The 23,313-nt window shown below is 43.6% G+C and carries 15 protein-coding genes and 1 pseudogene; 9 read left to right on the top strand and 7 right to left on the bottom strand.

Going from position 1 to position 23,313, the window contains the following annotated elements:
• The first annotated feature begins 948 nt into the window (after window positions 1-948).
• From V7K15_RS21930 to V7K15_RS21920, 3 genes are all read left to right on the top strand, one after another.
• A complete protein-coding gene (locus V7K15_RS21930; protein ID WP_334908725.1) occupies window positions 949-1,239 on the top strand; it encodes a hypothetical protein in 291 nt (96 codons plus the stop codon).
• Between the two features lie 960 nt (window positions 1,240-2,199).
• The gene (locus V7K15_RS21925) at window positions 2,200-2,460 is read left to right on the top strand and encodes a cysteine peptidase family C39 domain-containing protein (RefSeq protein WP_334908780.1); all 261 of its coding nucleotides are present in this window, start codon (window positions 2,200-2,202) and stop codon (window positions 2,458-2,460) included.
• An 821-nt stretch (window positions 2,461-3,281) separates the two neighbouring features.
• On the top strand, window positions 3,282-3,545 hold the full coding sequence (locus tag V7K15_RS21920) for a hypothetical protein (RefSeq protein ID WP_334908723.1): 264 nt from the start codon (window positions 3,282-3,284) through the stop codon (window positions 3,543-3,545).
• Window positions 3,546-3,906: 361 nt separating this feature from the next.
• Here V7K15_RS21920 and V7K15_RS21915 read toward each other — a convergent pair whose 3' ends face one another.
• Together V7K15_RS21915 and hisD are read right to left on the bottom strand one after the other, a co-directional pair.
• The gene (locus V7K15_RS21915) at window positions 3,907-4,332 is read right to left on the bottom strand and encodes a universal stress protein (protein WP_334908721.1); all 426 of its coding nucleotides are present in this window, start codon (window positions 4,330-4,332) and stop codon (window positions 3,907-3,909) included.
• A gap of 536 nt (window positions 4,333-4,868) precedes the next feature.
• Complete coding sequence (gene hisD / locus V7K15_RS21910) at window positions 4,869-6,170, bottom strand: histidinol dehydrogenase (protein WP_334908719.1); 1,302 nt, start codon at window positions 6,168-6,170, stop codon at window positions 4,869-4,871.
• Window positions 6,171-6,893: 723 nt separating this feature from the next.
• Here hisD and rpsT point away from each other — a divergent pair.
• Both rpsT and V7K15_RS21900 read left to right on the top strand, forming a co-directional pair.
• Window positions 6,894-7,193, top strand: a complete 300-nt coding sequence (gene rpsT, locus V7K15_RS21905; protein ID WP_334908717.1) for a 30S ribosomal protein S20 — start codon at window positions 6,894-6,896, stop codon at window positions 7,191-7,193.
• 235 nt (window positions 7,194-7,428) lie between these two features.
• Window positions 7,429-8,226, top strand: coding sequence for a TatD family hydrolase (locus V7K15_RS21900; RefSeq protein WP_334908715.1), 798 nt, complete (start codon window positions 7,429-7,431; stop codon window positions 8,224-8,226).
• 110 nt (window positions 8,227-8,336) lie between these two features.
• On the opposite strand, the gene V7K15_RS21895 is transcribed toward V7K15_RS21900, so the two are convergent.
• The gene (locus V7K15_RS21895; RefSeq protein WP_334908713.1) at window positions 8,337-8,492 is read right to left on the bottom strand and encodes a hypothetical protein; all 156 of its coding nucleotides are present in this window, start codon (window positions 8,490-8,492) and stop codon (window positions 8,337-8,339) included.
• Window positions 8,493-8,965: 473 nt separating this feature from the next.
• Here V7K15_RS21895 and rpoB point away from each other — a divergent pair, with 473 nt between their 5' ends.
• The 3 genes from rpoB to V7K15_RS21880 all read left to right on the top strand — a co-directional run bounded on the left by rpoB (window position 8,966) and on the right by V7K15_RS21880 (window position 18,464).
• Entirely contained in the window at window positions 8,966-12,265 is a 3,300-nt protein-coding gene (gene rpoB, locus V7K15_RS21890) for a DNA-directed RNA polymerase subunit beta (protein WP_334908711.1), read from the top strand.
• Between the two features lie 149 nt (window positions 12,266-12,414).
• Window positions 12,415-14,292 carry a DNA-directed RNA polymerase subunit gamma gene (locus V7K15_RS21885; RefSeq protein WP_334908709.1) on the top strand — a complete coding sequence of 626 codons (1,878 nt, stop codon included), beginning with the start codon at window positions 12,415-12,417 and terminating at the stop codon, window positions 14,290-14,292.
• A gap of 98 nt (window positions 14,293-14,390) precedes the next feature.
• The gene (locus tag V7K15_RS21880) at window positions 14,391-18,464 is read left to right on the top strand and encodes a DNA-directed RNA polymerase subunit beta'' (protein ID WP_334908707.1); all 4,074 of its coding nucleotides are present in this window, start codon (window positions 14,391-14,393) and stop codon (window positions 18,462-18,464) included.
• Between the two features lie 163 nt (window positions 18,465-18,627).
• On the opposite strand, the gene V7K15_RS21875 is transcribed toward V7K15_RS21880, so the two are convergent.
• Window positions 18,628-19,200: a Uma2 family endonuclease gene (locus V7K15_RS21875; RefSeq protein WP_334908705.1), complete on the bottom strand. Its 573-nt coding sequence runs from the start codon at window positions 19,198-19,200 to the stop codon at window positions 18,628-18,630.
• A 153-nt stretch (window positions 19,201-19,353) separates the two neighbouring features.
• Between V7K15_RS21875 and V7K15_RS21870 the strand changes: the two genes are divergently transcribed.
• The gene (locus V7K15_RS21870) at window positions 19,354-20,682 is read left to right on the top strand and encodes a hypothetical protein (protein ID WP_334908703.1); all 1,329 of its coding nucleotides are present in this window, start codon (window positions 19,354-19,356) and stop codon (window positions 20,680-20,682) included.
• Between the two features lie 157 nt (window positions 20,683-20,839).
• Here the strand turns inward: V7K15_RS21870 and V7K15_RS21865 are convergent, their stop codons facing one another.
• From V7K15_RS21865 to V7K15_RS21855, 3 genes and pseudogenes are all read right to left on the bottom strand, one after another.
• A complete protein-coding gene (locus V7K15_RS21865) occupies window positions 20,840-21,277 on the bottom strand; it encodes a response regulator (protein ID WP_334908701.1) in 438 nt (145 codons plus the stop codon).
• Window positions 21,278-21,448: 171 nt separating this feature from the next.
• The gene (locus V7K15_RS21860; protein ID WP_334908699.1) at window positions 21,449-22,837 is read right to left on the bottom strand and encodes a DUF3370 domain-containing protein; all 1,389 of its coding nucleotides are present in this window, start codon (window positions 22,835-22,837) and stop codon (window positions 21,449-21,451) included.
• 40 nt (window positions 22,838-22,877) lie between these two features.
• Window positions 22,878-22,994, bottom strand: a pseudogene (locus tag V7K15_RS21855) (peptidase C15); the annotation flags it as partial.
• Between the last annotated feature and the right edge of the window lie 319 nt (window positions 22,995-23,313).

Below are 23,313 nucleotides of genomic sequence, written 5' to 3'. Positions count from 1 at the left end.
TACCTTGCCTGTAAGTAGGTGGGTGAGAAAATTTATAAGTATGTCATTGCGAGTGAAATAGAGTGCAACAAAGCAATCGCAAGGACTTTGATGGGTTTACATTTTGTTACATAGTTAAGTTAATTCCTGCCTACTGGCGATGTCAGACTTATTATTCTCACCTCACTTTTATTTCTCTCTCCCACGCTAGTAGGGAAGGGGTTGGGGGTTGGGTTTGAGAGAAAGCCGCATATTGCGTTAGATTAGTTAATATGTTAATGTCAAGGTTATATACAGCTAAGTCTAATATAATCAGCGGATTTTAGTAGTAACACCAAATCTTTAAAATTTTTCTTTAAAATTAATTTTATCCTTTCTTCATTTATTTCCATAAAATTTGTAGAATATAAAACTTTTTTCCAATTAATAAATCTTTCAGCGAAGTTAAACCATTTTATATTAAAAGAAATTATATTTATTAAAATTAATGTCGTATAAAATAATTACCAGCAACAGATTATTACGTACTACTTTTATTCAAAAAGACAGAATCCCTCTTTTGAGTTTGGTAACTTTATTTAAGTAGAACTCGTATAAAAAATGTTCTTTGGTTACCTTAACTATATCTTTAATCCTATGTATTTTCGTTAATTTACCAGTATTAATACGTGATAAGCCTAATCTATACATTTTTAACAAAATTAAGTTTTTAGCTGGCTATATTTATATCAATATATATTTCCACCTGCGATTTTTTGATAAATAAAAACTTATTTCTAATTAAATTTGTATAAAGAAGAACTATGTAATATGGTTCATTCCGGCGTGTAATACATATTTCTTAAACACTTCCTTGCTTGATATATTAAGCCAAGGCCTTATAATACATTTAGCGGCACAAAAAAGTTACCAAAGATACTTTGGAGTGACGCGACTTGAAATCCCAATAATCAACTGAGAACTAAAATCATGGAAAGCACATTATTTACTGCCTTAAGCCCCACCGAAGAAGCAAACCTATCTGGCGGTAATTCCCCCAAGCCTCACAAAAAATACGACAAGAAGGTTACAACTACAACTATTAAGTTGACTGGCGGCAATGGCGGCAATGGCGGCACTGGCGGCGCTGGCGGTCCTGGCATCCAAAATACCGGCAAGGGCAATGTTACTGTTAAAGACAAAGGCACTGTTACTGGTGGAGCTGGTGGAGCTGGTGGAGCTGGTGGAGATGGCGCGCCAGCCATTGGATTTGTTGTATAGGGCAATACCTAAACCTTTGAGGTTTAGTAGAAGGGAAACAATAAACGTCAAGACATGATTAGCACGATTAACTGCACCTTTAAAGAAATAAAGCGTCACGTTTGAAATAATTTACCCTGTTGCCGCAGGTTAACCTACTTTTGTACGTGCCTCAATTGCTAATCGATTTAATCTTACTTAGCTATTAGCTGTTTCTTTATCGCAGTAATCTTAACATAGCTAACATAGGTTTATTACTACCCATCTACTTTTCTTCAACAAAGTTAACATTGGTGTTCTCACCAGCAACCGTCGGTAAGGTTCAGCAGCGCTTTTCCCTAAACATAGTGCTCACCTTTGAGTAATCCAGTAGGAAAACAAGCGCTGCTACTTGATAAATAAGGTAAACATACCAAAATTCCCGATATTTTCTCTGTTGAGAAATGGAATATAACCATTTTGGTGCGTGTTTGCTCTCGTTATCTTAACTGACAACAGCTTTTTCAAAATTTCAAAACTGATAATTCGCAACTTAGGTTAAGTATGGAAAGCACTCAAACATCCCCAATGTTTATCTCACTAAATGAAACCGAAGAAGCAAACTTGTCTGGTGGTGAGGTTAACATTACTACTACAGTTATAAAAAACGGGGCACCTGGAAAAAACGGAGCACCTGGAAAAAACGGAGCTCCTGGACTAACCGGAGGATCTGGAGGAAAGGGAGCATCTGGAGGAAAGGGAGCACCTGGAGGAAACGGATCACCCGCAGTAACAATAAAGGGAGCATCTGGGCGAAGACGTGTACAAAATCTGCTTAGATCGATTTTGGGAAGTCTATTCTTCGGACTATAAAGTCCATGAGAATGATAATACAACTAGGCTGTTGGTCAAATTTTTAACTATGCAGGGATAAAACCCTGTTATTTTTTTAGCTTTTGTCACGATGTTATTGGCTACTGGAGTGTGAAATGAAATAACCAAATTCTTGCACAACATTGCGAAGAAAATCGTGGATATGCTTGTTTTGCTTCCATTGCCAAACACTGGCGGCGTAACTTTACACTAAATCGCATCGGGGAAGCGGTAAGTATTCGGCAATTAGAAACAACATTATTAGGACTGAAGCAGGTAGCCGAAGTGCTTGGTTTTAATCTACCCTCGGTCAGAGCATCTAATGAAATATTAGACCAGATGAACCAAGCGCGACTCCCAGCAACTATTCACTGGAGAGGTACTCACTGATTTGTTTTGTATAGTCAAAAAGGTAAGAAATATATAGTTGCTGACCCAACCCAGCTGTTGACATCCGTTATATCTCTAGAAAAGAGTTAATCGAGGGTTGGTCAGATAAACCCGCATCGCGCATTTTAATATAAATACATAAATACCAAATTTTTATAATTTTCCTCTAAACTTTTACACTTTCTTCATTTATTTGCAAAAAATTTGTATAATCAAGATAGTAGGGCTTTGTTTAAATTAATAAATAATTAAGTAGAATTAAACCTTTTTATATTAAAATAACTTATACTTCAGTCTACTTAATGTTGTATAAAATAATTTTCAAAAAGCATTTTTTACATAAAAATACTTATTCAAAAATGCAGAATTCCAGTTTTGAATTTTAGAAGTTTATTTACGTAAAGCTGGTATAAAAAACTTTGCTCAGTTTCCTTGATTATATCATTAATTATAGGGATTTTCCTGAGTTTATCAGTATTAATACGCAATAAGCTAAATTTAGGCATTTTTTAATAAACAAAATTAGCTTTTAGATCGCCATGCTTATATCAATATATATTGATGCCTGCGATTTTTTGATAACTAAAAACTTATATTTAATGAAATTTGTATAAATACTAACTATGTAATATGTTTGCTGAACAGGAAGAGGAGTAATATATTTTTATTTTTTAAAAGAATAATCTCTTGACCTATTTAGCAAGAGCCGTATAATACTTCTAACGGCACAAACAAGTTACTAAATATACTCTTTTACGTTTATATCTATTGATTGGGAGTGACGTGACTTAAATTACCACAATCAAGCCCGAACTCAGATTATGGAAAGCACATTCTTCACTACATTAACCGCCAACGAAGAAGTAAATTTCTCTGGCGGCAAAAAAAGCTCAGAGAAGGGAGGAATTAAACTCTCTCTAATTAAGTCTCTAATTAGCTTAATACTTAAACTTACTGGTGGCGCTGGCGGCGCTGGTGGCGCTGGCATTATAAATAGCGGTTCTGGGACTGTTAATATTAGTGGAAGCACTATTAGTGGTGGATCTGGTGGATCTGGTGGATCTGCTAGTGCAGCTATTGCGTAAGCCGTTTAACTATCCTATTAGGGCAATAGGCAAATTTATGAGGTTTAGTAAAGGGAAACAACAAACGTAAGTACAGGACCATTAACCGCATCTTTACTGGGCTAAAGGCTCTTAAATAAACTACCCTGTTCGAGCAGGTTAAGTTATTTTTGCGCCTATCTTAACTGCTAATCTACTTAACCCTGGCATAGCTATTAGCTATTTCTTTGATAGCAGTTATTTTAGCATACGTTTATTGTTACCCACATACTTTTCTTCAATAAACTTAACAAAGTCTATCAACGGTTGCTAGTAGGCAACTGTTGATAAACTCAAGTGTTAGTTTTGGGGTGCTTATAGTCATTGCTTCGGTTGGAAATTTTTACCTTGGTTTGACGACTAACACTGAACAATTAGCCTCTTCCACAACTTGACTGCTAACAGAACCCTCGACAATTCGCTTCATCCCAATCAACCCCCGACTCCCAATTATAATTAAGTCGGTTTTGTAAATATTGGCAAGGCGAATAATCTCTTCGGCAGGATTACCAGTTACCAGTTCTAACTCACTTGTCACTGATAAGTTTTCCTGATATAATTGCAGCTGTTTTTCAATATGAAAATAAGAAAATATTGGGGACTCTGGCTGAGGAGTATCAGCGGGTAGTTCCATCTCTGACTCTGGTGTGGGAAATACATGGCAGAGAATCACCTTGGAGTCTTTTGACAACGCCAAATTATCTAAAGTCTGAATTACTCGTTCTGAAATTTCCGAACCGTCTAGAGCTACCAAAATATTGTTTAGCACCGCTCTCCTCTCCTCAAGAGTAGACTCCTTACATAAGTATCTAGCAAAATTTGTTGGCAGCTACACTAAATTAATTTTCCATCTGCCTACTTAGTCAGGACTTACGCAAACAATAGCCCAAAAGAATGATTTTTAGATAGGCGCAATACCCTGCGGTCAGCTAAAGCTACATAAATTGCCCCTAAGTGCGTGTAGTTTTGCATAAGTCCTATTAGTTTATATATTCGAGCCTGTGCTATAGGTTGGTTTCACCCCACTTTGACGCTAGTGCATTGTAGCAACTCGCGTCGAAGACTTTTTGCCAGTTCCTTCAGCAGGCTTTCCCTCTCCAAAGAACTGGCGTTAGGGAATGCCGACTTTTGGAGCAACTGCCGTCGGCAATGCCCGACTTGTGGATGCCTAAAGCGCGGCTGAAGACAGGCTAGCAACTGGCACGCGTTAGCGTAGCTTACCCTAGATATGGCCATCCAAACTTTTAATCTTAACCTATAGAGTGAGTTTTGCCAACAATAGAGGAAAAAATTAAGCATTCCAAATCACTCTTCTTGCTGAATTCGGCGTCGTACTGAATCAGCATGGGAATGTAAGCCTTCTGCTGTTGCTAACACATCAATGGCACCAGCCACATTTTGCAGTGCAGTTTGGGAGTATTGAATAATACTGGAGTGTTTCAGGAAAGTTTCAACCCCTAATGCCGAAGCATAACGGGCCGCACCAGAAGTTGGCAAGGTATGGTTAGGGCCTGCCAAATAGTCTCCCACAGCTTCTGGTGTGGAGTAACCCAAAAATATTGCCCCAGCATGGCGAATCTGTGGTAATAGTGCCCAAGGGTCTTTGATTTGTAATTCCAGATGTTCAGGGGCAAATTCATTTGAAAATTCCGCTGCTGCTTGGAGGGATTCCACAACGACAATCAAGCCGTAGTGAGCGATCGCTTTTTCTGTGTCTATTCGCCGTGGGTGATCCACTAGCTGTCTTTCCAAAGCTAATTGTACGTTTTTCGCCAAAGCAGCATCTGTCGTCAGCAAAATCGCTGCCGCCATTGGATCGTGTTCGGCTTGGGCTAGCAAGTCAGCAGCTATATGCACCGGATTTGCAGTTTCATCGGCAATCACCAGCACTTCGCTGGGGCCTGCTAAAGAATCAATACCGACGGTGCCATAGACAAGTTTTTTGGCTAGGGTGACATAAATGTTACCAGGTCCAGTAATCACATTTACTTTCGGAATCGTTTGTGTACCATAAGCTAAAGCCGCGATCGCTTGTGCGCCCCCAATGCGATAAATTTCTTGTACTCCTGCTTCTTGGGCAGCTACCAACACTGCTGGATTAATTGCACCCCCTAGTCCTGGTGGTGTCACCATCACCACATGGGGTACAGCAGCAACATGAGCCGGAATTGCATTCATCAGCACTGTACTGGGATAGGCAGCACGGCCACCAGGCACATACAATCCCGCTCGGTCTACGGGGGTGTAGCGTTTGCCCAGCACTATTTCATCCTCGCCAAAGTGTACCCAGCTTTTCGGTACTCGCTGACGATGAAACGCTTCAATTTGGCGACAAGCTAGCCGAATTGCGTCCAACAACTCCTTTGACACCTGCTGATAGGCTGCATCTAGTTCTGAGCCTGTAACTCGGAGTTCTTCTGCTTTCAGGGTTTGTTTGTCAAATTCGGCTGTGTAATGCAATACAGCTTTATCGCCTTGGCGCTTCACTGCTTGCAAAACTTCCCGCACCGTTGCTTCTTTGTGAAGCACCTGTTCGTCATGGGTGCGATCGCAGATCCGTTGTAGTTCTGCTCTGACGTCTGCCTGCTGAGTAATGATTCGCAGCATGGAGTAAGGACAATGCCAAAATTATAATATTCACACCTGAGATTTAGTATTGCTCTTGACCAACTTGGGTGTGGAAGCTGACTCTAATTCTCTTCTCTAGCTTAACCTGGATTTTTTTGATACTCTCAAGGTTGCCACCACATTGTTTGCTTAAGAAGGCGACTTAATTGCTCAGTCCGACAAGCCTGGGCAGGCTAGCCGCAGGAAGTGGGCGTGCCATTTACCACTTATGCCCTTACCCTCACTCCTTGCTCTGGTGCAGGTAGTGTCTTTGCACATCCAGTCCCCCGGATTTATATAGGGTAGGGTCTGAGTATAATTTTTACTTATTTTCCTAACTTTTAGTAGTTAACATCTGTACAGACACGATATAATATCGGTTCTGGACTTTGAAACACCTGAAATTTAGTTGTTTACAGTTCCTTGCCTTTGACAATACATCCGTTTTAGGGACACATTATATTGGCAATCACATTCCTTAACCAGGTGGTGAGTTAGGGCTACTATTTTATTTGATGTACCTTATTTTAACGCATTTCCTAAATTGACGACACACAAAATTAAGGACTGGGGATTGAGGAGCGGGGACTAGGGACTAAATTCTTCCCCAATCTCCGATGAAAGAATTTTTTTGAGGAAATTATAACATTGGCAATTTGGATGCTATATTAGTAAGTCTAGTAGTGTGTGTACATATTAATAGTAGTATTTTTGGAATTGACTGTGGCGAATACAAAGTCTTCTCTCAAGCGTGCCGAAATCGCAGAACGTAACCGACTGCGTAATAAAGCTTACAAATCAGCAGTCAAGACGCTGATGAAAAAATACGTTAATGCTGTAGCTGTCTATGCAGCTAATCCTACCCCAGAATTAAAAGAAGAAGCGCAGGCTCGGTTATCTGAGGCTTACGGCAAAATCGATAAAGCCATCAAACGTGGTGTCCTTCATCCCAACAATGGGGCAAGGAAAAAGTCGAGATTGGCTCATAAACTAAAACCCCTAACTCAAACAGCTGCTGAATAGTCATTGGTCATTTGTCCTTAGTCATTGGTCACAAAACTAAAGAGAGAAGTCTGAGCGCCAGTTTCCGGCGATAGCGCAGTTTCTTCTCTATGAGATGCTGCGCTAACGATTTCGCAAGTATCTGCCTTCTCTACCAAACGCTGCGTTTAGCTTACTTAAAAGAAAGGGTACGCCATCCCGGAGGGTACAGAACTTCGGGGACAAATGACGAAGGACAAACAACAAAGGACAAAGAATGCAACTGATAGACACGCACGTTCATCTCAACTTTGATAGTTTCCAGCCGGATTTAGCAGCAGTGCGATCGCGGTGGCAAGAAGCAGGTGTAGTGCGTTTAGTACATTCCTGTGTTCACCCGGAGGAGTTTTCTAGTATTCAATCCCTAGCCCAAGAATTTACCGAAATCAGCTTTGCTGTGGGATTACATCCTTTAGATGCTGAGAAATGGAATAGCGAGACAGCCGAGAAAATCAAAACTTTAGCGAGTTCTGACTCGAATGTGGTAGCAATTGGGGAAATGGGGCTGGATTTTTACAAAGCTAATAACTATGAGCAACAGTACATGGTGTTCGAGTCACAGTTAGCGATCGCATCTGAACTCAACTTACCAGTGATTATTCACTGCCGCGATGCGGCTGTGGCAACCAGAGAAATGTTGCAAAAATGGCGGGAACTCAAAGGAGAAAGAGTACGCGGTGTGATGCATTGCTGGGGAGGAACGCCAGAAGAAACTCAATGGTTTCTGGATTTAGGCTTCTACATCAGTTTTAGCGGGACGGTAACGTTCAAAAACGCCAAAGCGATCCAATCCTCAGCTGCGATGGTGAGTAGCGATCGCCTCCTAATTGAAACAGACTGTCCTTTCTTGGCTCCAGTTCCGAAACGGGGTGAGAGGCGCAACGAGCCGGCCTACGTGCTTTATGTCGCCGAGCAAGTAGCTAAACTGCGTCAGGAAACGGTAGAGGCGATCGCCCATCAAACCACCCAAAATGCGTGTGAATTATTCGGTCTGTCAATATCAACTGTGCTGTAGTGTGTTTTGTTAAGTTCTGTTAAAAAAATAAAACTCTCAGGGGACAAAAATATGCTAATATTATTCCCTCAAAAACATTTTGCTTGCGCCATAATAATAAAGGAAGGAACCTAAAACTTCTCATCCGAATTTTCCGTGCTGTTATCGGCTTGGCCATCCTCCAAATCTCTACAAGCGGATGCTCCCCACATATCACTAACCGTGGCAATCCAAATTGAGCTAGACTTTTGCACAACATCAGCTTGGTGTGTATTGAACCTATTCAAAATCGTTAAACAAAATTGCCTTGTGAGTACAATTCAACAAAATGAAGTGATTCTGATTCCAATCCGACAAGGTACGGAGCATTCCCTCAGTCTGAGGATATCTAGGATATCACTGAGAGTATAAACAGCGGGGTGGATTTAAGACACACCCGTAGAGCGGCGTCAGCAAATTAACGCGCTTTTTGGAGGGGAAGTGAGGAAAGTAGATCAAACTCAGGAATATCTCAACTGTATATTCTTCTTGAATCAAGACTATAGTAGGTTTTTAGCTTCTGAGTCACCGATTAGGGGCAATTAACTCCTTGTCAAAATTGCTCATTCCAGCCAGCTTTAATCGCTGCGTTTGACCACACCTGTAAATAGCAAGTGTGTAAGAAAAAGTTCCCAAATAGCTAAGGACACTGGCTAGGAGTGGGAAGCGTTAAACAGCAGTGTCCAAAGGAAAATTTAACCAAGTTGACAAAGGTAGAGGCATGACTAAAGAAACATATATGGAACCCGCCTTTCTGTTGCCCGACTTGATTGAAATCCAGCGATCAAGCTTTCGCTGGTTTTTGGAAGAAGGGCTGATAGAAGAACTTAACTCCTTTAGTCCGATCACAGATTATACGGGCAAACTAGAACTGCACTTTTTGGGTCATAACTACAAACTTAAGGAGCCAAAGTACAACGTCGAAGAAGCCAAACGCCGGGATAGTACTTATGCCGTGCAAATGTATGTTCCCACACGCCTGATTAACAAAGAAACAGGGGAAATCAAAGAGCAAGAGGTATTTATTGGGGATTTGCCTTTGATGACCGATCGCGGCACATTTATTATTAACGGAGCCGAGCGGGTAATTGTCAACCAAATAGTGCGATCGCCAGGGGTTTACTACAAATCAGAAATAGACAAAAACGGGCGACGTACTTATTCAGCTAGCTTAATTCCCAACCGGGGAGCATGGCTGAAATTTGAAACAGACCGTAACGATTTGGTGTGGGTACGCATCGACAAAACCCGCAAACTCTCAGCGCAGGTACTCTTAAAAGCTTTAGGCTTATCAGACAACGAAATCTTTGACGCCTTACGTCATCCAGAATATTTCCAAAAAACCATCGAAAAAGAAGGGCAATTCTCTGAAGAAGAAGCCCTGATGGAGTTATATCGCAAACTGCGTCCTGGTGAACCACCCACGGTGTTAGGCGGACAACAGCTTTTAGACTCTCGTTTCTTTGATCCCAAACGTTATGACCTTGGTCGCGTTGGACGGTACAAGCTCAACAAGAAATTGCGCCTTTCTGTCCCCGACACAATGCGTGTGCTGACTGCTGGCGATATTTTGGCAGCCGTGGATTACCTGATCAACCTAGAATATGATATTGGTAATATCGATGACATTGACCACTTAGGCAACCGTCGGGTGAGAAGCGTCGGTGAATTGCTGCAAAACCAAGTGCGAGTGGGCTTAAATCGCCTAGAAAGAATTATTCGGGAACGGATGACCGTATCCGATGCCGAAGTGCTGACTCCTGCTTCCTTAGTGAACCCCAAACCACTGGTAGCAGCAATCAAAGAATTCTTTGGTTCCAGCCAGTTAAGTCAGTTCATGGATCAAACCAATCCCCTAGCAGAACTGACCCACAAACGCCGCCTGAGCGCCCTAGGCCCTGGTGGTTTAACCCGTGAACGCGCCGGGTTCGCTGTCCGGGATATTCATCCTTCTCATTACGGACGTATTTGCCCCATTGAGACACCAGAAGGGCCTAACGCCGGTTTGATTGGCTCCTTGGCAACCCATGCCCGCGTCAACCAGTATGGCTTCTTAGAAACGCCATTTAGACCGGTAGAAAATGGACGAGTGCGATTTGACGCAGATCCGGTGTATATGACCGCCGACGAAGAAGACGACCTGCGTACTGCTACTGGTGATATTCCCTTAGATGATAATGGCTATATTAAAGGCCCACAAGTGCCAGTGCGCTATCGCCAAGATTGGGCTACTACAACGCCAGAGCAAGTTGACTACGTAGCAGTATCTCCCGTACAGATTGTGTCAGTAGCGACTAGCATGATTCCCTTCTTGGAGCATGATGACGCTAACCGAGCGCTGATGGGGTCGAATATGCAACGGCAAGCAGTACCCCTGCTCAAGCCAGAACGCCCTCTGGTGGGTACAGGTTTGGAAGCGCAAGGAGCAAGAGACTCTGGGATGGTCGTTGTATCGCGTACCGATGGCGATGTCACTTATGTGGATGCTACAGAAATTCGTGTCCGTCCAAAAGCTAACACTTCAGAAATTAAATACACCCTTTCCAAGTACCAACGCTCAAACCAAGACACCTGTTTAAATCAGAAACCCCTCGTCCGCATTGGTGAGCGTGTTGTTGCTGGTCAGGTGTTAGCTGATGGCTCCTCCACCGAAGGCGGTGAATTGGCGCTGGGGCAAAATATTGTAGTTGCTTATATGCCTTGGGAAGGCTACAACTACGAAGACGCAATTTTAATTTCTGAAAGATTGGTGCAGGATGATGTCTACACCTCAATTCACATTGAAAAATATGAAATTGAAGCTAGACAGACGAAACTGGGGCCAGAAGAAATCACCAGAGAAATTCCCAACGTCGGGGAAGATGCTTTGCGTCAGTTGGATGAACAGGGAATCATTCGCATTGGGGCATGGGTAGAAGCTGGAGATATTTTGGTAGGAAAAGTCACCCCGAAAGGTGAATCTGACCAACCTCCAGAAGAAAAACTGTTGCGTGCCATTTTCGGTGAAAAAGCGCGGGATGTGCGGGACAATTCCCTGCGAGTACCAAATGGTGAAAAAGGTCGTGTAGTTGATGTGCGCTTGTTTACTCGTGAACAAGGCGATGAACTACCACCAGGAGCCAATATGGTAGTCCGGGTGTATGTTGCCCAAAAGCGCAAAATCCAAGTTGGTGACAAAATGGCAGGACGCCACGGTAATAAAGGGATTATTTCTCGGATATTGCCAGCAGAAGATATGCCTTATTTGCCCGATGGTTCACCAGTGGACATTGTACTCAACCCCTTGGGCGTACCCAGTCGGATGAACGTCGGACAAGTATTTGAGTGCCTCTTGGGTTGGGCTGGTCAGACCTTGGGAGTGCGATTTAAGATTACTCCCTTTGATGAAATGTACGGTGAAGAGTCATCCCGGCGAATCGTACATGGCAAATTGCAAGAAGCACGAGATGAAACAGGGAAAGACTGGGTGTATAACCCAGATGACCCTGGCAAAATCATGGTGTATGACGGTCGTACAGGCGAACCCTTTGACCGACCAATCACTATCGGTGTGGCTTATATGCTGAAACTGGTGCATTTGGTAGATGATAAGATACACGCCCGTTCCACAGGGCCATACTCACTGGTGACTCAGCAACCCTTGGGTGGTAAAGCTCAACAAGGTGGTCAGAGGTTCGGGGAAATGGAAGTGTGGGCATTGGAAGCCTTTGGTGCAGCTTACACCTTACAGGAATTGCTCACAGTTAAATCTGACGATATGCAAGGAAGGAATGAAGCGTTAAATGCGATCGTTAAAGGTAAGGCAATTCCTCGACCTGGAACCCCAGAGTCCTTTAAGGTGCTAATGCGCGAGTTGCAATCATTAGGGTTAGATATTGCCGTACACAAAGTAGAAACCCAAGCTGACGGCAGTTCTCTAGATGTGGAAGTCGATTTGATGGCAGACCAATCAGCCCGTCGCACACCTCCTCGACCCACCTATGAATCTCTTTCCCGCGAATCGTTGGAAGAAGACGAATAAAGAGCGGAGCCGGAGACGCTCCGCCTCCGGTGAGGAGTGAGAAGTTAAGTTAAGAGTTAGGAGTTAAGAATTCATAACTCCTAACTCCTAACTCCTAACTTAAAACTAAATATACTCAAAACTCAAAACTCATAACTCAGAATTTAAGTATGAGACCTGCCCAAACTAATCAGTTTGACTACGTAAAAATCGGCTTGGCTTCCCCTGAACGCATTCGACAGTGGGGCGAGAGAACATTGCCCAATGGTCAGGTAGTCGGTGAAGTTACCAAGCCAGAAACGATTAATTACCGAACTCTCAAGCCAGAGATGGATGGCTTATTTTGTGAGCGCATCTTTGGCCCCGCGAAAGATTGGGAATGCCATTGTGGGAAGTATAAAAGAGTTCGTCACAGAGGTATTGTCTGTGAACGCTGTGGGGTAGAAGTTACCGAGTCACGGGTGCGTCGCCACCGCATGGGCTATATTAAACTCGCTGCACCAGTAGCTCACGTCTGGTATCTCAAAGGCATTCCTAGCTATATTTCCATCCTGTTGGATATGCCCTTGCGGGATGTCGAACAGATTGTCTATTTCAACTCTTATGTTGTCTTGAGTGCAGGTAATGCCGAAAGTTTAAGCTACAAACAGCTACTGAGTGAAGACCAGTGGTTGGAAATAGAAGACCAAATTTATAGCGAAGATTCTCAACTGCAAGGTGTAGAGGTAGGTATTGGTGCCGAAGCACTGTTGCGCTTGCTTGCCGATATTAATTTAGAGCAAGAAGCCGAAAGCCTACGCGAAGAAATTGGCAACGCCAAGGGACAAAAGAGAGCCAAGCTAATTAAGCGGCTGCGGGTGATTGACAACTTCATCGCTACTGGTTCCAAACCAGAGTGGATGGTAATGGCAGTTATTCCGGTGATTCCCCCCGACTTGCGCCCAATGGTGCAACTAGATGGCGGACGCTTTGCCACCAGCGATTTAAATGATTTGTATCGACGGGTAATTAACCGCAATAATCGTTTAGCACGCTTGCAAGAAATTTTGGCACCAGAGATTATTGTGCGGAACGAAAAGCGGATGCTGCAAGAAGCAGTGGATGCTTTGATTGACAATGGTCGTCGGGGACGCACTGTGGTAGGGGCAAATAATCGACCCCTAAAATCTTTGTCCGACATTATTGAGGGTAAGCAAGGACGTTTTCGACAAAACTTGTTAGGTAAACGGGTTGATTACTCTGGACGTTCTGTAATTGTCGTCGGGCCAAAGCTGAAAATTCACCAGTGTGGTTTGCCTAGAGAAATGGCGATTGAGCTATTTCAACCATTTGTGATTAACCGTCTCATTCGTAGCGGTATGGTGAATAACATCAAAGCTGCGAAAAAGCTGATATCGCGTAATGACCCCAGTGTATGGGATGTGTTGGAAGAGGTGATTGAAGGACACCCGGTGATGCTAAATCGGGCACCGACACTGCACCGCTTGGGTATTCAGTCTTTTGAACCGATTTTAGTAGAAGGTAGAGCGATTCAACTGCATCCTCTGGTGTGTCCAGCGTTTAACGCCGACTTTGATGGCGACCAAATGGCGGTACACGTCCCTCTGTCGTTAGAAAGTCAGGCTGAAGCGCGGTTGTTGATGTTGGCTTCTAACAATATTTTGTCGCCAGCCACAGGGAAACCCATCATTACGCCCAGCCAAGACATGGTATTGGGGGCTTATTACTTAACAGCAGAAAATCCCGGTGCGACAAAAGGCGCAGGAAAGTACTTCTATTCGCTCGATGACGTAATTATGGCTTACCAGCAAGAGCAAGTTGACTTGCACGCCTATATTTACGTGCGGTTTGACGGTGAAATAGAATCAGACCAACCGGATACGGAACCCCTGGAAGTGACAAAAAACGACGATGGTAGCCGGACATTACTCTATAAGTTCCGCCGAGTCAGACAAGACGCTAAGGGCAATGTAATTTCTCAGTATATATACACAACTCCTGGTCGCGTTATTTACAACAATGCCATTCAGGAAGCACTAGCAAGTTAAGGGGTTGGTGAGTGGTGAGTGGGGAGTGGTGATGAATTCCCTACTCCCTACTCCCTATTCCCTATTCCCTACTCCCAATGACTCAGGACTAATGACTAATGACTAACGAAAAAATGATTTTTCGCAATCGCGTGGTTGACAAAGGTCAACTGAGAAATTTAATTTCTTGGGCTTTTACGAATTATGGTACGGCGCGAACCGCAGTGATGGCGGACAAATTGAAAGATTTGGGATTTCGCTACGCTACCAAAGCAGGGGTTTCCATCAGTGTAGATGACTTGATGGTGCCACCAACTAAACGATTGCTCTTAGAAGCAGCCGAAGAAGAAATTCGCGCCACTGAAATCCGTTACCAACGCGGAGAAATCACTGAAGTAGAACGCTTCCAAAAGGTAATCGATACCTGGAACGGTACTAGTGAAGCATTGAAAGATGAAGTAGTCGTCCACTTCAAGAAGACTAATCCCCTGAACTCCGTATACATGATGGCATTCTCCGGGGCACGGGGTAATATCTCCCAAGTCCGGCAATTGGTGGGGATGCGGGGACTGATGGCAGATCCCCAAGGGGAAATTATTGATTTGCCCATCAAAACTAACTTCCGGGAAGGACTAACTGTAACCGAATACATTATTTCGTCTTACGGTGCCAGAAAAGGATTGGTGGATACTGCCTTGCGGACGGCTGACTCTGGTTATCTCACCCGCCGGTTGGTGGATGTATCCCAGGATGTGATTATTCGAGAATTTGACTGCGGTACCACCAGAGGTCTTACCGTCGGACCCATGACAGAAGGTGCGAAAACCTTAATTCCTCTAGCAACCCGCTTGATGGGACGGGTAATTGGCGAAGATGTAGTGCATCCGGTGACAAAAGAACTAATTGCACCACGCAATTCCCCAGTTTCTGAGGACTTGGCGAAGAAAATTGAAAAATCTGGGGTGGCAGAAGTTGTGCTGCGCAGTCCCCTAACTTGTGAAGCTGCACGTTCTGTCTGTCAACATTGCTACGGCTGGAGTTTGGCACACGCCAAAATGGTGGACTTGGGCGAAGCTGTGGGGATTATTGCTGCTCAAAGTATCGGTGAACCTGGTACGCAGTTAACCATGCGGACTTTCCACACGGGTGGTGTGTTTACTGGAGAAGTGGCGCAACAAGTTCGTTCTAAAATCGATGGAACTGTTAAGCTTCCCCGCAAACTGAAGACCAGAACATATCGTACCCGCCACGGGGAAGATGCCCTGTATGTTGAGGCTAATGGCATCCTGCTTTTGGAACCAACAAAAGTAGGTGATGTTACCCCAGACAACCAAGAGGTTCATCTGACTCAAGGTTCAACACTATATGTATTTGATGGAAATAAGGTAAAACAAGGTCAGTTGTTGGCAGAGGTTGCCCTCGGTGGACGGACAACTCGGACTAATACAGAAAAAGCAGTTAAAGATGTAGCCTCTGACTTGGCAGGGGAAGTGCAATTTGCCGATGTAGTTCCAGAACAAAAAACCGACCGTCAGGGTAATACCACAACCACAGCCGCACGCGGTGGCTTGATTTGGATTTTGTCTGGGGAAGTTTACAACTTGCCGCCTGGGGCAGAATTGATTGTCAAAAATGGTGATGCGATCGCCTCTAATGGAGTTTTAGCAGAAACCAAGTTAACCACTTTGCACGGCGGTGTGGTGCGTTTACCCGAAGCTACCCCTGGTAAGAGTACCAGAGAAATTGAGATTATCACCGCTTCTGTAGTCTTAGACCAGGCAACAGTAACAGTCCAAAGTTCCCAAGGTCGCAATAATTACTTAGTCTCTACTGGCAACAACCAGGAATTTAACCTCCGGGCGACACCAGGCACAAAAGTGCAAAATGGTCAAGTAGTAGCTGAGTTGATTGATGACCGCTATCGCACAACCACTGGTGGATTTTTGAAATTCGCGGGTGTAGAAGTTCAGAAAAAAGGCAAAGCCAAGCTGGGTTATGAAGTTGTGCAGGGCGGTACACTTTTGTGGATTCCCGAAGAAAGTCACGAAGTCAATAAAGATATCTCCTTGCTGTTGGTAGAAGATGGTCAGTTTGTCGAAGCTGGCACCGAGGTAGTAAAAGATATTTTCTGCCAAAACAGCGGTGTGGTAGAAGTGACCCAGAAAAACGACATCCTGCGGGAAGTTGTGGTGAAGCCAGGGGAACTGCTGATGGTGGATGATCGAGAATCAGTTATCGGGCGAGATAACACCTTCATCCAACCAGGTGAAGAATTCCAAGGCAGCGTCGCCACGGAATTACGCTATATCCAGTATGTGGAGACACCAGAAGGTCACGCCCTGTTGAGTCGTCCGGTAGTCGAGTTTGCCGTACCGGATAATCCAGATGTGCCATCAACTACATCGATAAGTCAACAAACCGGGCGGTCGATTCAATTGCGGGCTGTGCAGCGACTACCTTACAAAGATTCGGAACGTGTTAAGTCTGTTGAAGGTGTGGAACTGCTGCGAACCCAGCTAGTTCTGGAAATTGAGCAAGAAGGGGAACAAGACCACAATGCTTCGCCTCTAGCAGCAGATATTGAATTAGTACAGGATGTTGAAAACCCAGAAGTTCAACGTTTGCAACTGGTAATTTTGGAGTCCTTGGTAATTCGTCGAGACATTACCGCCGATGCCACCCAAGGTAGCACTGAGACTACACTTGAGGTAGAAGATGGGTTAACCATCTCCCCTGGTTCTGTGGTCGCACGTACTCAAATCTTGTGTAAAGAAGGGGGGGAAGTGCGGGGTGTCCAAAAAGGAACCGAAAACGTGCGTCGCTGCTTGGTGTTGCGCGACATTGACAGGCTGATTATGAATACTAGTACTCAGCCTAAGGTGAAAGTGGGTGACTTGCTAGTAGAAGGTACAGAAATTGCTCCGGGAGTTTTTGCCCCAGAATCAGGGAAAGTTGTGGATGTTAAAAAGTTAGGAGTTAAGAGTGAGGAGTTAGGAGTTAATTCCGAAGCTCCTAATTCCTCACTTCAAACTCAGAACTATGCTATTACTACCCGCATCGGTCGCCCTTATCGAGTCAGCCCTGGTGCTGTGTTGCAGATAGAAGACAGCGATTTGGTACAACGGGGTGATAACTTAGTGTTGTTGGTGTTTGAACGCGCCAAAACCGGAGATATTATTCAAGGTTTGCCCCGGATTGAGGAACTGCTTGAAGCTCGTAAACCAAAAGAAGCGTGCATTTTATGTCGGCGGGCGGGCGAAATCAAGGTAGTTTACGCAGAAGGTGGTGATGAAGCGATCGCCATCAAGGTCGTAGAATCAAATGGCGTAGTCACAGATTATCCTCTAGGCCCAGGACAAAATTTGATTGTGCCAGATGGATCAACTGTATTAGCCGGACAACCGTTGACCGATGGTCCATCCAACCCCCACGAAATTTTGGAAATCTTCTTTAGCCTGGGTTCCGAAGACGGAATCTATGCTTGTGCTAGCCATGCTTTGCAGAAGGTACAGACATTCTTGGTGAATGAAGTGCAAATGGTGTATCAATCTCAGGGGATTGATATTTCCGATAAGCACATTGAAGTAATTGTTCGCCAGATGACCAACAAAGTCAGGATTGATGATGGTGGTGACACCACTATGCTTCCCGGTGAATTGGTAGAACTGCGCCAAGTTGAGCAGGTGAACGAAGCTATGGCAATTACAGGCGGTGCTAGGGCACAGTATACCCCAGTATTGTTGGGGATCACTAAAGCATCGTTGAACACCGACAGCTTTATTTCCGCCGCATCCTTCCAAGAGACAACACGGGTACTTACCGAAGCAGCTATCGAAGGCAAATCCGACTGGCTGCGCGGATTAAAGGAAAACGTGATTATCGGGCGATTGATTCCGGCTGGTACTGGGTACAATACCTATGATGAACCCGGTGCGATCGATGATTATGCTGCTGAGATTAGCACTAGTGTCTTAGATGAAGTTGATGACCCCCTGGATATGGTCTTAGATGACCGCACAGCTCGCACCTATAATTTAGATTCTCCTACTCTTGGAGAATCTGGTTTTGGTAGCAGACGTGCAGAAAGGTCAATTTTAGAGGAAGAAGATGAATTAATCGCCGATGAAGTACCAGACGAGGAGGATTTTGAGGAAGAAGAGGAAGACGAGGAAGATGATTTCGACGAGGAGTAGAGAGTTGAAATTGGACTTCGTCCCGCTACGCTAACGCGTCTCTATTAAAAGGTAAAAAGTAAAAAGGCAAAAGAAAATCTTCTTTTGCCTTTTTATTTTGTTAAAAACACATTTTTAAATCCTCAACATTTTGGTTTCTGGCTGTCGAGCTAGTAGTCAGTCATTAGGGCGATTCAAAAGTAACATCCTCATAGAAATCTGCAACAGCACACCGAAAATCTACACTTGCCAGATGAATGATATCTTCTTGTTTATATGGATAAAGTACCCATTGTCTCTCTGGGTTGCGGCGAAAACACTCAACATTTAACCGAGTTTGACTCACAAGTACATATTCCTGAAGTGACTCCATCTTTCGGTAGTCAGCAAATTTATCACCTCTGTCAAAGGCTTCTGTTGTCGGAGATAGCACTTCTACAATTAAGCAAGGATAACGCAGAAAGTTATCAAAAGCTTTATCTCGTTGGTCACAACTTACGATCACATCGGGGTAGTAATAGATATTAATCGACTCAATATGTGCTTTGGTGTCTGAGATATAAGCCTGACAATCACTCCCGCGCAAATGATTTCTCAGCATAGCAAACAGATTTCCGCTAATAATTACATGGGTATTACTTGCTCCTGCCATTGCGTAAACCTGTCCTTGTCTATATTCATGCTTGATAGGACTGCTTTCTTCTCCTTTGAGATAGTCTTCTGGAGAAATATAGCTAGAATTTGGAATTGCAACCATCTGTAATGACCTTGTGTAATGCCTTGTATCTAGTTTAAGAGAAGCTTCACGGCTAAATCCGCTAGGGTGTATCTCCATAAATCTAGCTATTGCTATATGCTGCAATTCTATCAAAAGCTATAATCTACATCTGTTGCACCGAGAGATTAACTTGTGGATGTCATATTAGAACGATCGCACGAATTGAAACAAGCTTTAGTTGATTTTGTCCTTGATGCTGAAGGCGAACTTGCACAAGCACTGGAAACTTATGCAGCAACACAGTTGCGCCGGGGAAGTGGGGATAGTACACAGCAGAACTTAATCATCGATACCTTTTTGACAGCAGGGAAAGTCGGTGATAAGTCACCATTAGAGTTATTTATCGCCAGCCATCCAGATTTGGAAGAGAGCGATCGCAGTCTGATCAAGAGTTGGCATCATAGTTTTATTGGCTTATTTGCCATAACTAATATTCTACATGATGCCTTTGAATTGACGAACTGGTTGACAGATAAACCCTACATCGTCAAGCCAAACAATACTCAAACATTACAGGCAATATCTCGGTTGAAAGTAGGAGAAATCTTGCTAACTCGCATTTCTCCTGTTACCGATAGCTACTGGATGTTTTCTGGCCCCTACACAATAATGGGTAAATTAGGTAAACCAAAACTTGCTGTAGCAATTGGTAATTTCAAAGAAAACTATAAAAGTAATCTTTACAGCGATGCTCCCGACTTGCTAGAAGAAGCTTGGCAGTCAGTAGGACAATATCATCATCAGTTTGTGGACTTTTTTGGCACTGATGAAATCACATTACCTGGATACCAGCTTAATAAAAAAATCGCGGAATTTCAAGAAGTAATTACTGAAAAAAACTTTGCAGCAGCAGGAATTGATACTTCCAAATCCTTGGCTGAAGTAGCAGAAGCAGCTGGCATCACAGATGAGGAAATCAAAGCAGCAGCAGAAGAATTTGGTGCTGATTCAAACGTAGTTTCTCAGATGTTTAACAGCAAAAGCGGCAATAGCAAAATGGTTATGCCAAAGGTTGATTTACCTGCCGAACTCAGGAAAGCAGAACAGGTAACGGCTCTTTCTCATGCCCGTTGGGGACAAATGTTTTTACCAACATATAGTAAGGTACAAGCAATTTTATCGGCAGAGGACTGGCAAAGTGTTCAAGGGGCTGAAAAACTAGTTCGCTACTACTTGGAAGATAAAAGTATTAATGCTTTTATCTGGCATCGATTAGCACAACAGTATCCAACTCAATTAGAAAATGTGTTGCAAACACTTTTGCAACGTCCACAGTTTCACCTTGAAAGTGACTTGGATGCACTTTTGGAAGAATTCCACAAACCTATTGAGCCAGAATTACCAGACATTGCCAGTGTACCGATACATTTGCATAACTTATTTCAAGAAGCTTTAGGAGAAGTTAACAAATCTAAGCCCAAGGGTAAGGAGCAAAAAAAGCCAGGAAAAGGTTTTCAATAAAATTAACAAATATATCCAACATCTCACCCTACCCACTTAGGGTTATATGGTTTCCAAGGTAGAGTCGTTTGTAGGAGTACACACCAAGCTATGTACTCCTACAAACGCATGGGGTAAAATCAACGTTAAAAACCAGATGAAGACCGGGTATTTATATCTAAAGATCGGTAGATAGCAGGTGAACAATCTCATCTACGATTTCCTCTGGACTCTCAAGCTTGACTAGAAATCGATTAAAGCCAGCATTCAAAGCCTTATGACTTGATACCTCCCGTGTATAAGAAGTGATAGCGATCGCGGGCAACTCTCTTATAGATGGGGTAGAATGCACTCGAATTTGCTCAATTAACCAATTTCCATCATGATGGGGCAACTTTATATTAGAGACCAGAATATCGGGATGAAGCGATTCTACCAAAGCAAGGGCTGCTTCTGCATCGGTTAAAGCCATCACCTCTGCACCTGCTGTTTCTAAAATAAAGATGAGCAAATCTGCTATATCTGGCTCATCCTCTACCAGTAAGATCAGGGTTCCAACAAGCTGCTGAAGCGAATTTAACTCAGTTTCTTGATTGATTTTTTGATCGGTTGCCATGCCGTCCTTTTATTGTCTGCTAAAATCTGCTATTTTTATTGCAACGCATGGAGCGGAATAAGTATTCACCCTAAATACACAAACTTGGGGTGAAAAGCTTTAGAACAGGCTTTAATTATTTTTTACTAACAGGTAATTGGAGAAAAGCTATTACCCATTACCCATGACTCATTACCGAGATTCAGCTTGAGTTGACACTGTTAATACTTGCGGTGGTGTAGCATCTGGGGGATAGAGAAAGTCTACTTCTACTAAGGAGCGATCGCCTGGTTTCATCTTTAATAAAACTAACGGTTCCCCTGGTTGACCTCTCCTTTGCACTAAATGCACAAACTCTGTTTTTGGCTGACCTTGGTCATCTTTGTAACGTACCCGCACCGTTCCTCGGAAGAATACTTGAGGGGCTGGTGTACTCAAAAAGCGTAACCCCGGTTTTCCCAACTGCTCCTCTTTGAGTGGCGTTTGTATGGATACAGTAATACTTTGAGGACTTTGAGTATTGTTGTATAGCGGCAACTTCAGATTATATTGAATTCCATAATTGCCATGAGCGCGATATGCCGTGTCAGGATAGCGCACCAGCATAGGCGCACTTTGAATTTGACCAGTTCCTAATGTACCGCCATGCAGGGTACTCAGAGCGTAGGAAAACACTTGACCAGGCTGGGGAATAGTTAGATACCTTACTTGAGGATTATCTACTAATAAGGCTCTCCATAGTGAACCACCAGCCACTCCAGCAACACGCCCATAAGTTATAGGTTTGCCAGTTTGCTCTAGGGGAGTGGGCGCTTTATCCCGTGGCCCAGCCAAATCACCATTATCTAGTAAATTCTGCCACTCTTCTAAAGTAGGCGATCGCTCACTGCCATCGGGATTTACCCGTGCAAACATGGCTAGGCTAGCTGCATAAACAGTGCCATTACTCCACAGTCGCATTAACGTAGACCGACCATTTAAGGGTGGTGTCAATCCCTGGACAGGAATCGGCAAATTTAATAACATCCGACTTTGCCCTGGTGGAATCTCAATTTGGGCAGGGAAAATCTTTTGTCGCACTCCCCTAAGCACATCAGACATGACGCGATCGCCAGGACCTGCAAAAACTGTACCTAAAAGATTTTGACTAAAAGATGGTAACTGAATAAATGGTGCATCCGGTTGACTCAAATAACTCGCCGCCTGCCAAATATTTACTTTCACTGCTTCAGAACCAGGGTTATGCAAAATTATCCCCAGATAGAGCGATGTCTCCGACGGGCTACGCCTACGCAAATTTTCTGGTGGTTCCGCCTTAGTAATGTGGTGGGCAAAAATATCAAATCGTCCCCGAAAGGGAAAATTCAAATGTGCCCTTGGCACTTTTTTACCATCTGGTGGAAAAGTGGAGAGTAAAATCCCTTCTTTCAATACCAACTCTGGACTATTACTGTTAAATGTTGGCACTGTATCCAATTGGCCTGGTAAAGGACGCACTTCTTGTGGTTGCACCACTTCTTCAGGTGGTAGTGTGGCAGGAGTTGTTTGGCCAAGCAGAAAATTTAGTAACAATGGCAACATAAATTTAAATATTTTCTTTACCATACAGACGCCGACAAATTTATGAAAGTGCCAGTTTGTTAATAATTAATACGAAATATGCAAGTATTCCGCTCAAATTTTCTTGATTAAGAACCGGAACGTGAACAAAGATATAACGCGCCGTGAGTTGGCTCTGAGCTCGACTTTATCCATTTTTTGGCAACGCTTAAGCTGACGCTGAAAGCTTTGTATGACCGTAGTTTTACTTTTTAGTTTTCACCTAAAATCAGTGATATGGAAAAAGTTTTTGCCAAAAAGCTAGGGTTTTGCCGATACAAGAGATCCAAGTTATTAATTTTGGATAAAGTCGAGCTGAGAGGTTGTTTGAAAAGTCTAATTTATTACTCACCGGGCGACTTTCAGTCGCACGCCAGGTGCTTCAAGTCGGCAAAGCCGCCCAACGCACTGGCTTGGCTACACGAGACTTTACCTGCCTCCGCAGGTTAAAAACATTT

Origin of the sequence: Nostoc sp. (genome assembly GCF_036919815.1) — a bacterium.
Lineage (GTDB): Bacteria > Cyanobacteriota > Cyanobacteriia > Cyanobacteriales > Nostocaceae > Nostoc.
The sequence above is the reverse complement of the archived record's forward strand: the minus strand, read 5'-3'. Positions and strand labels throughout refer to the sequence as shown.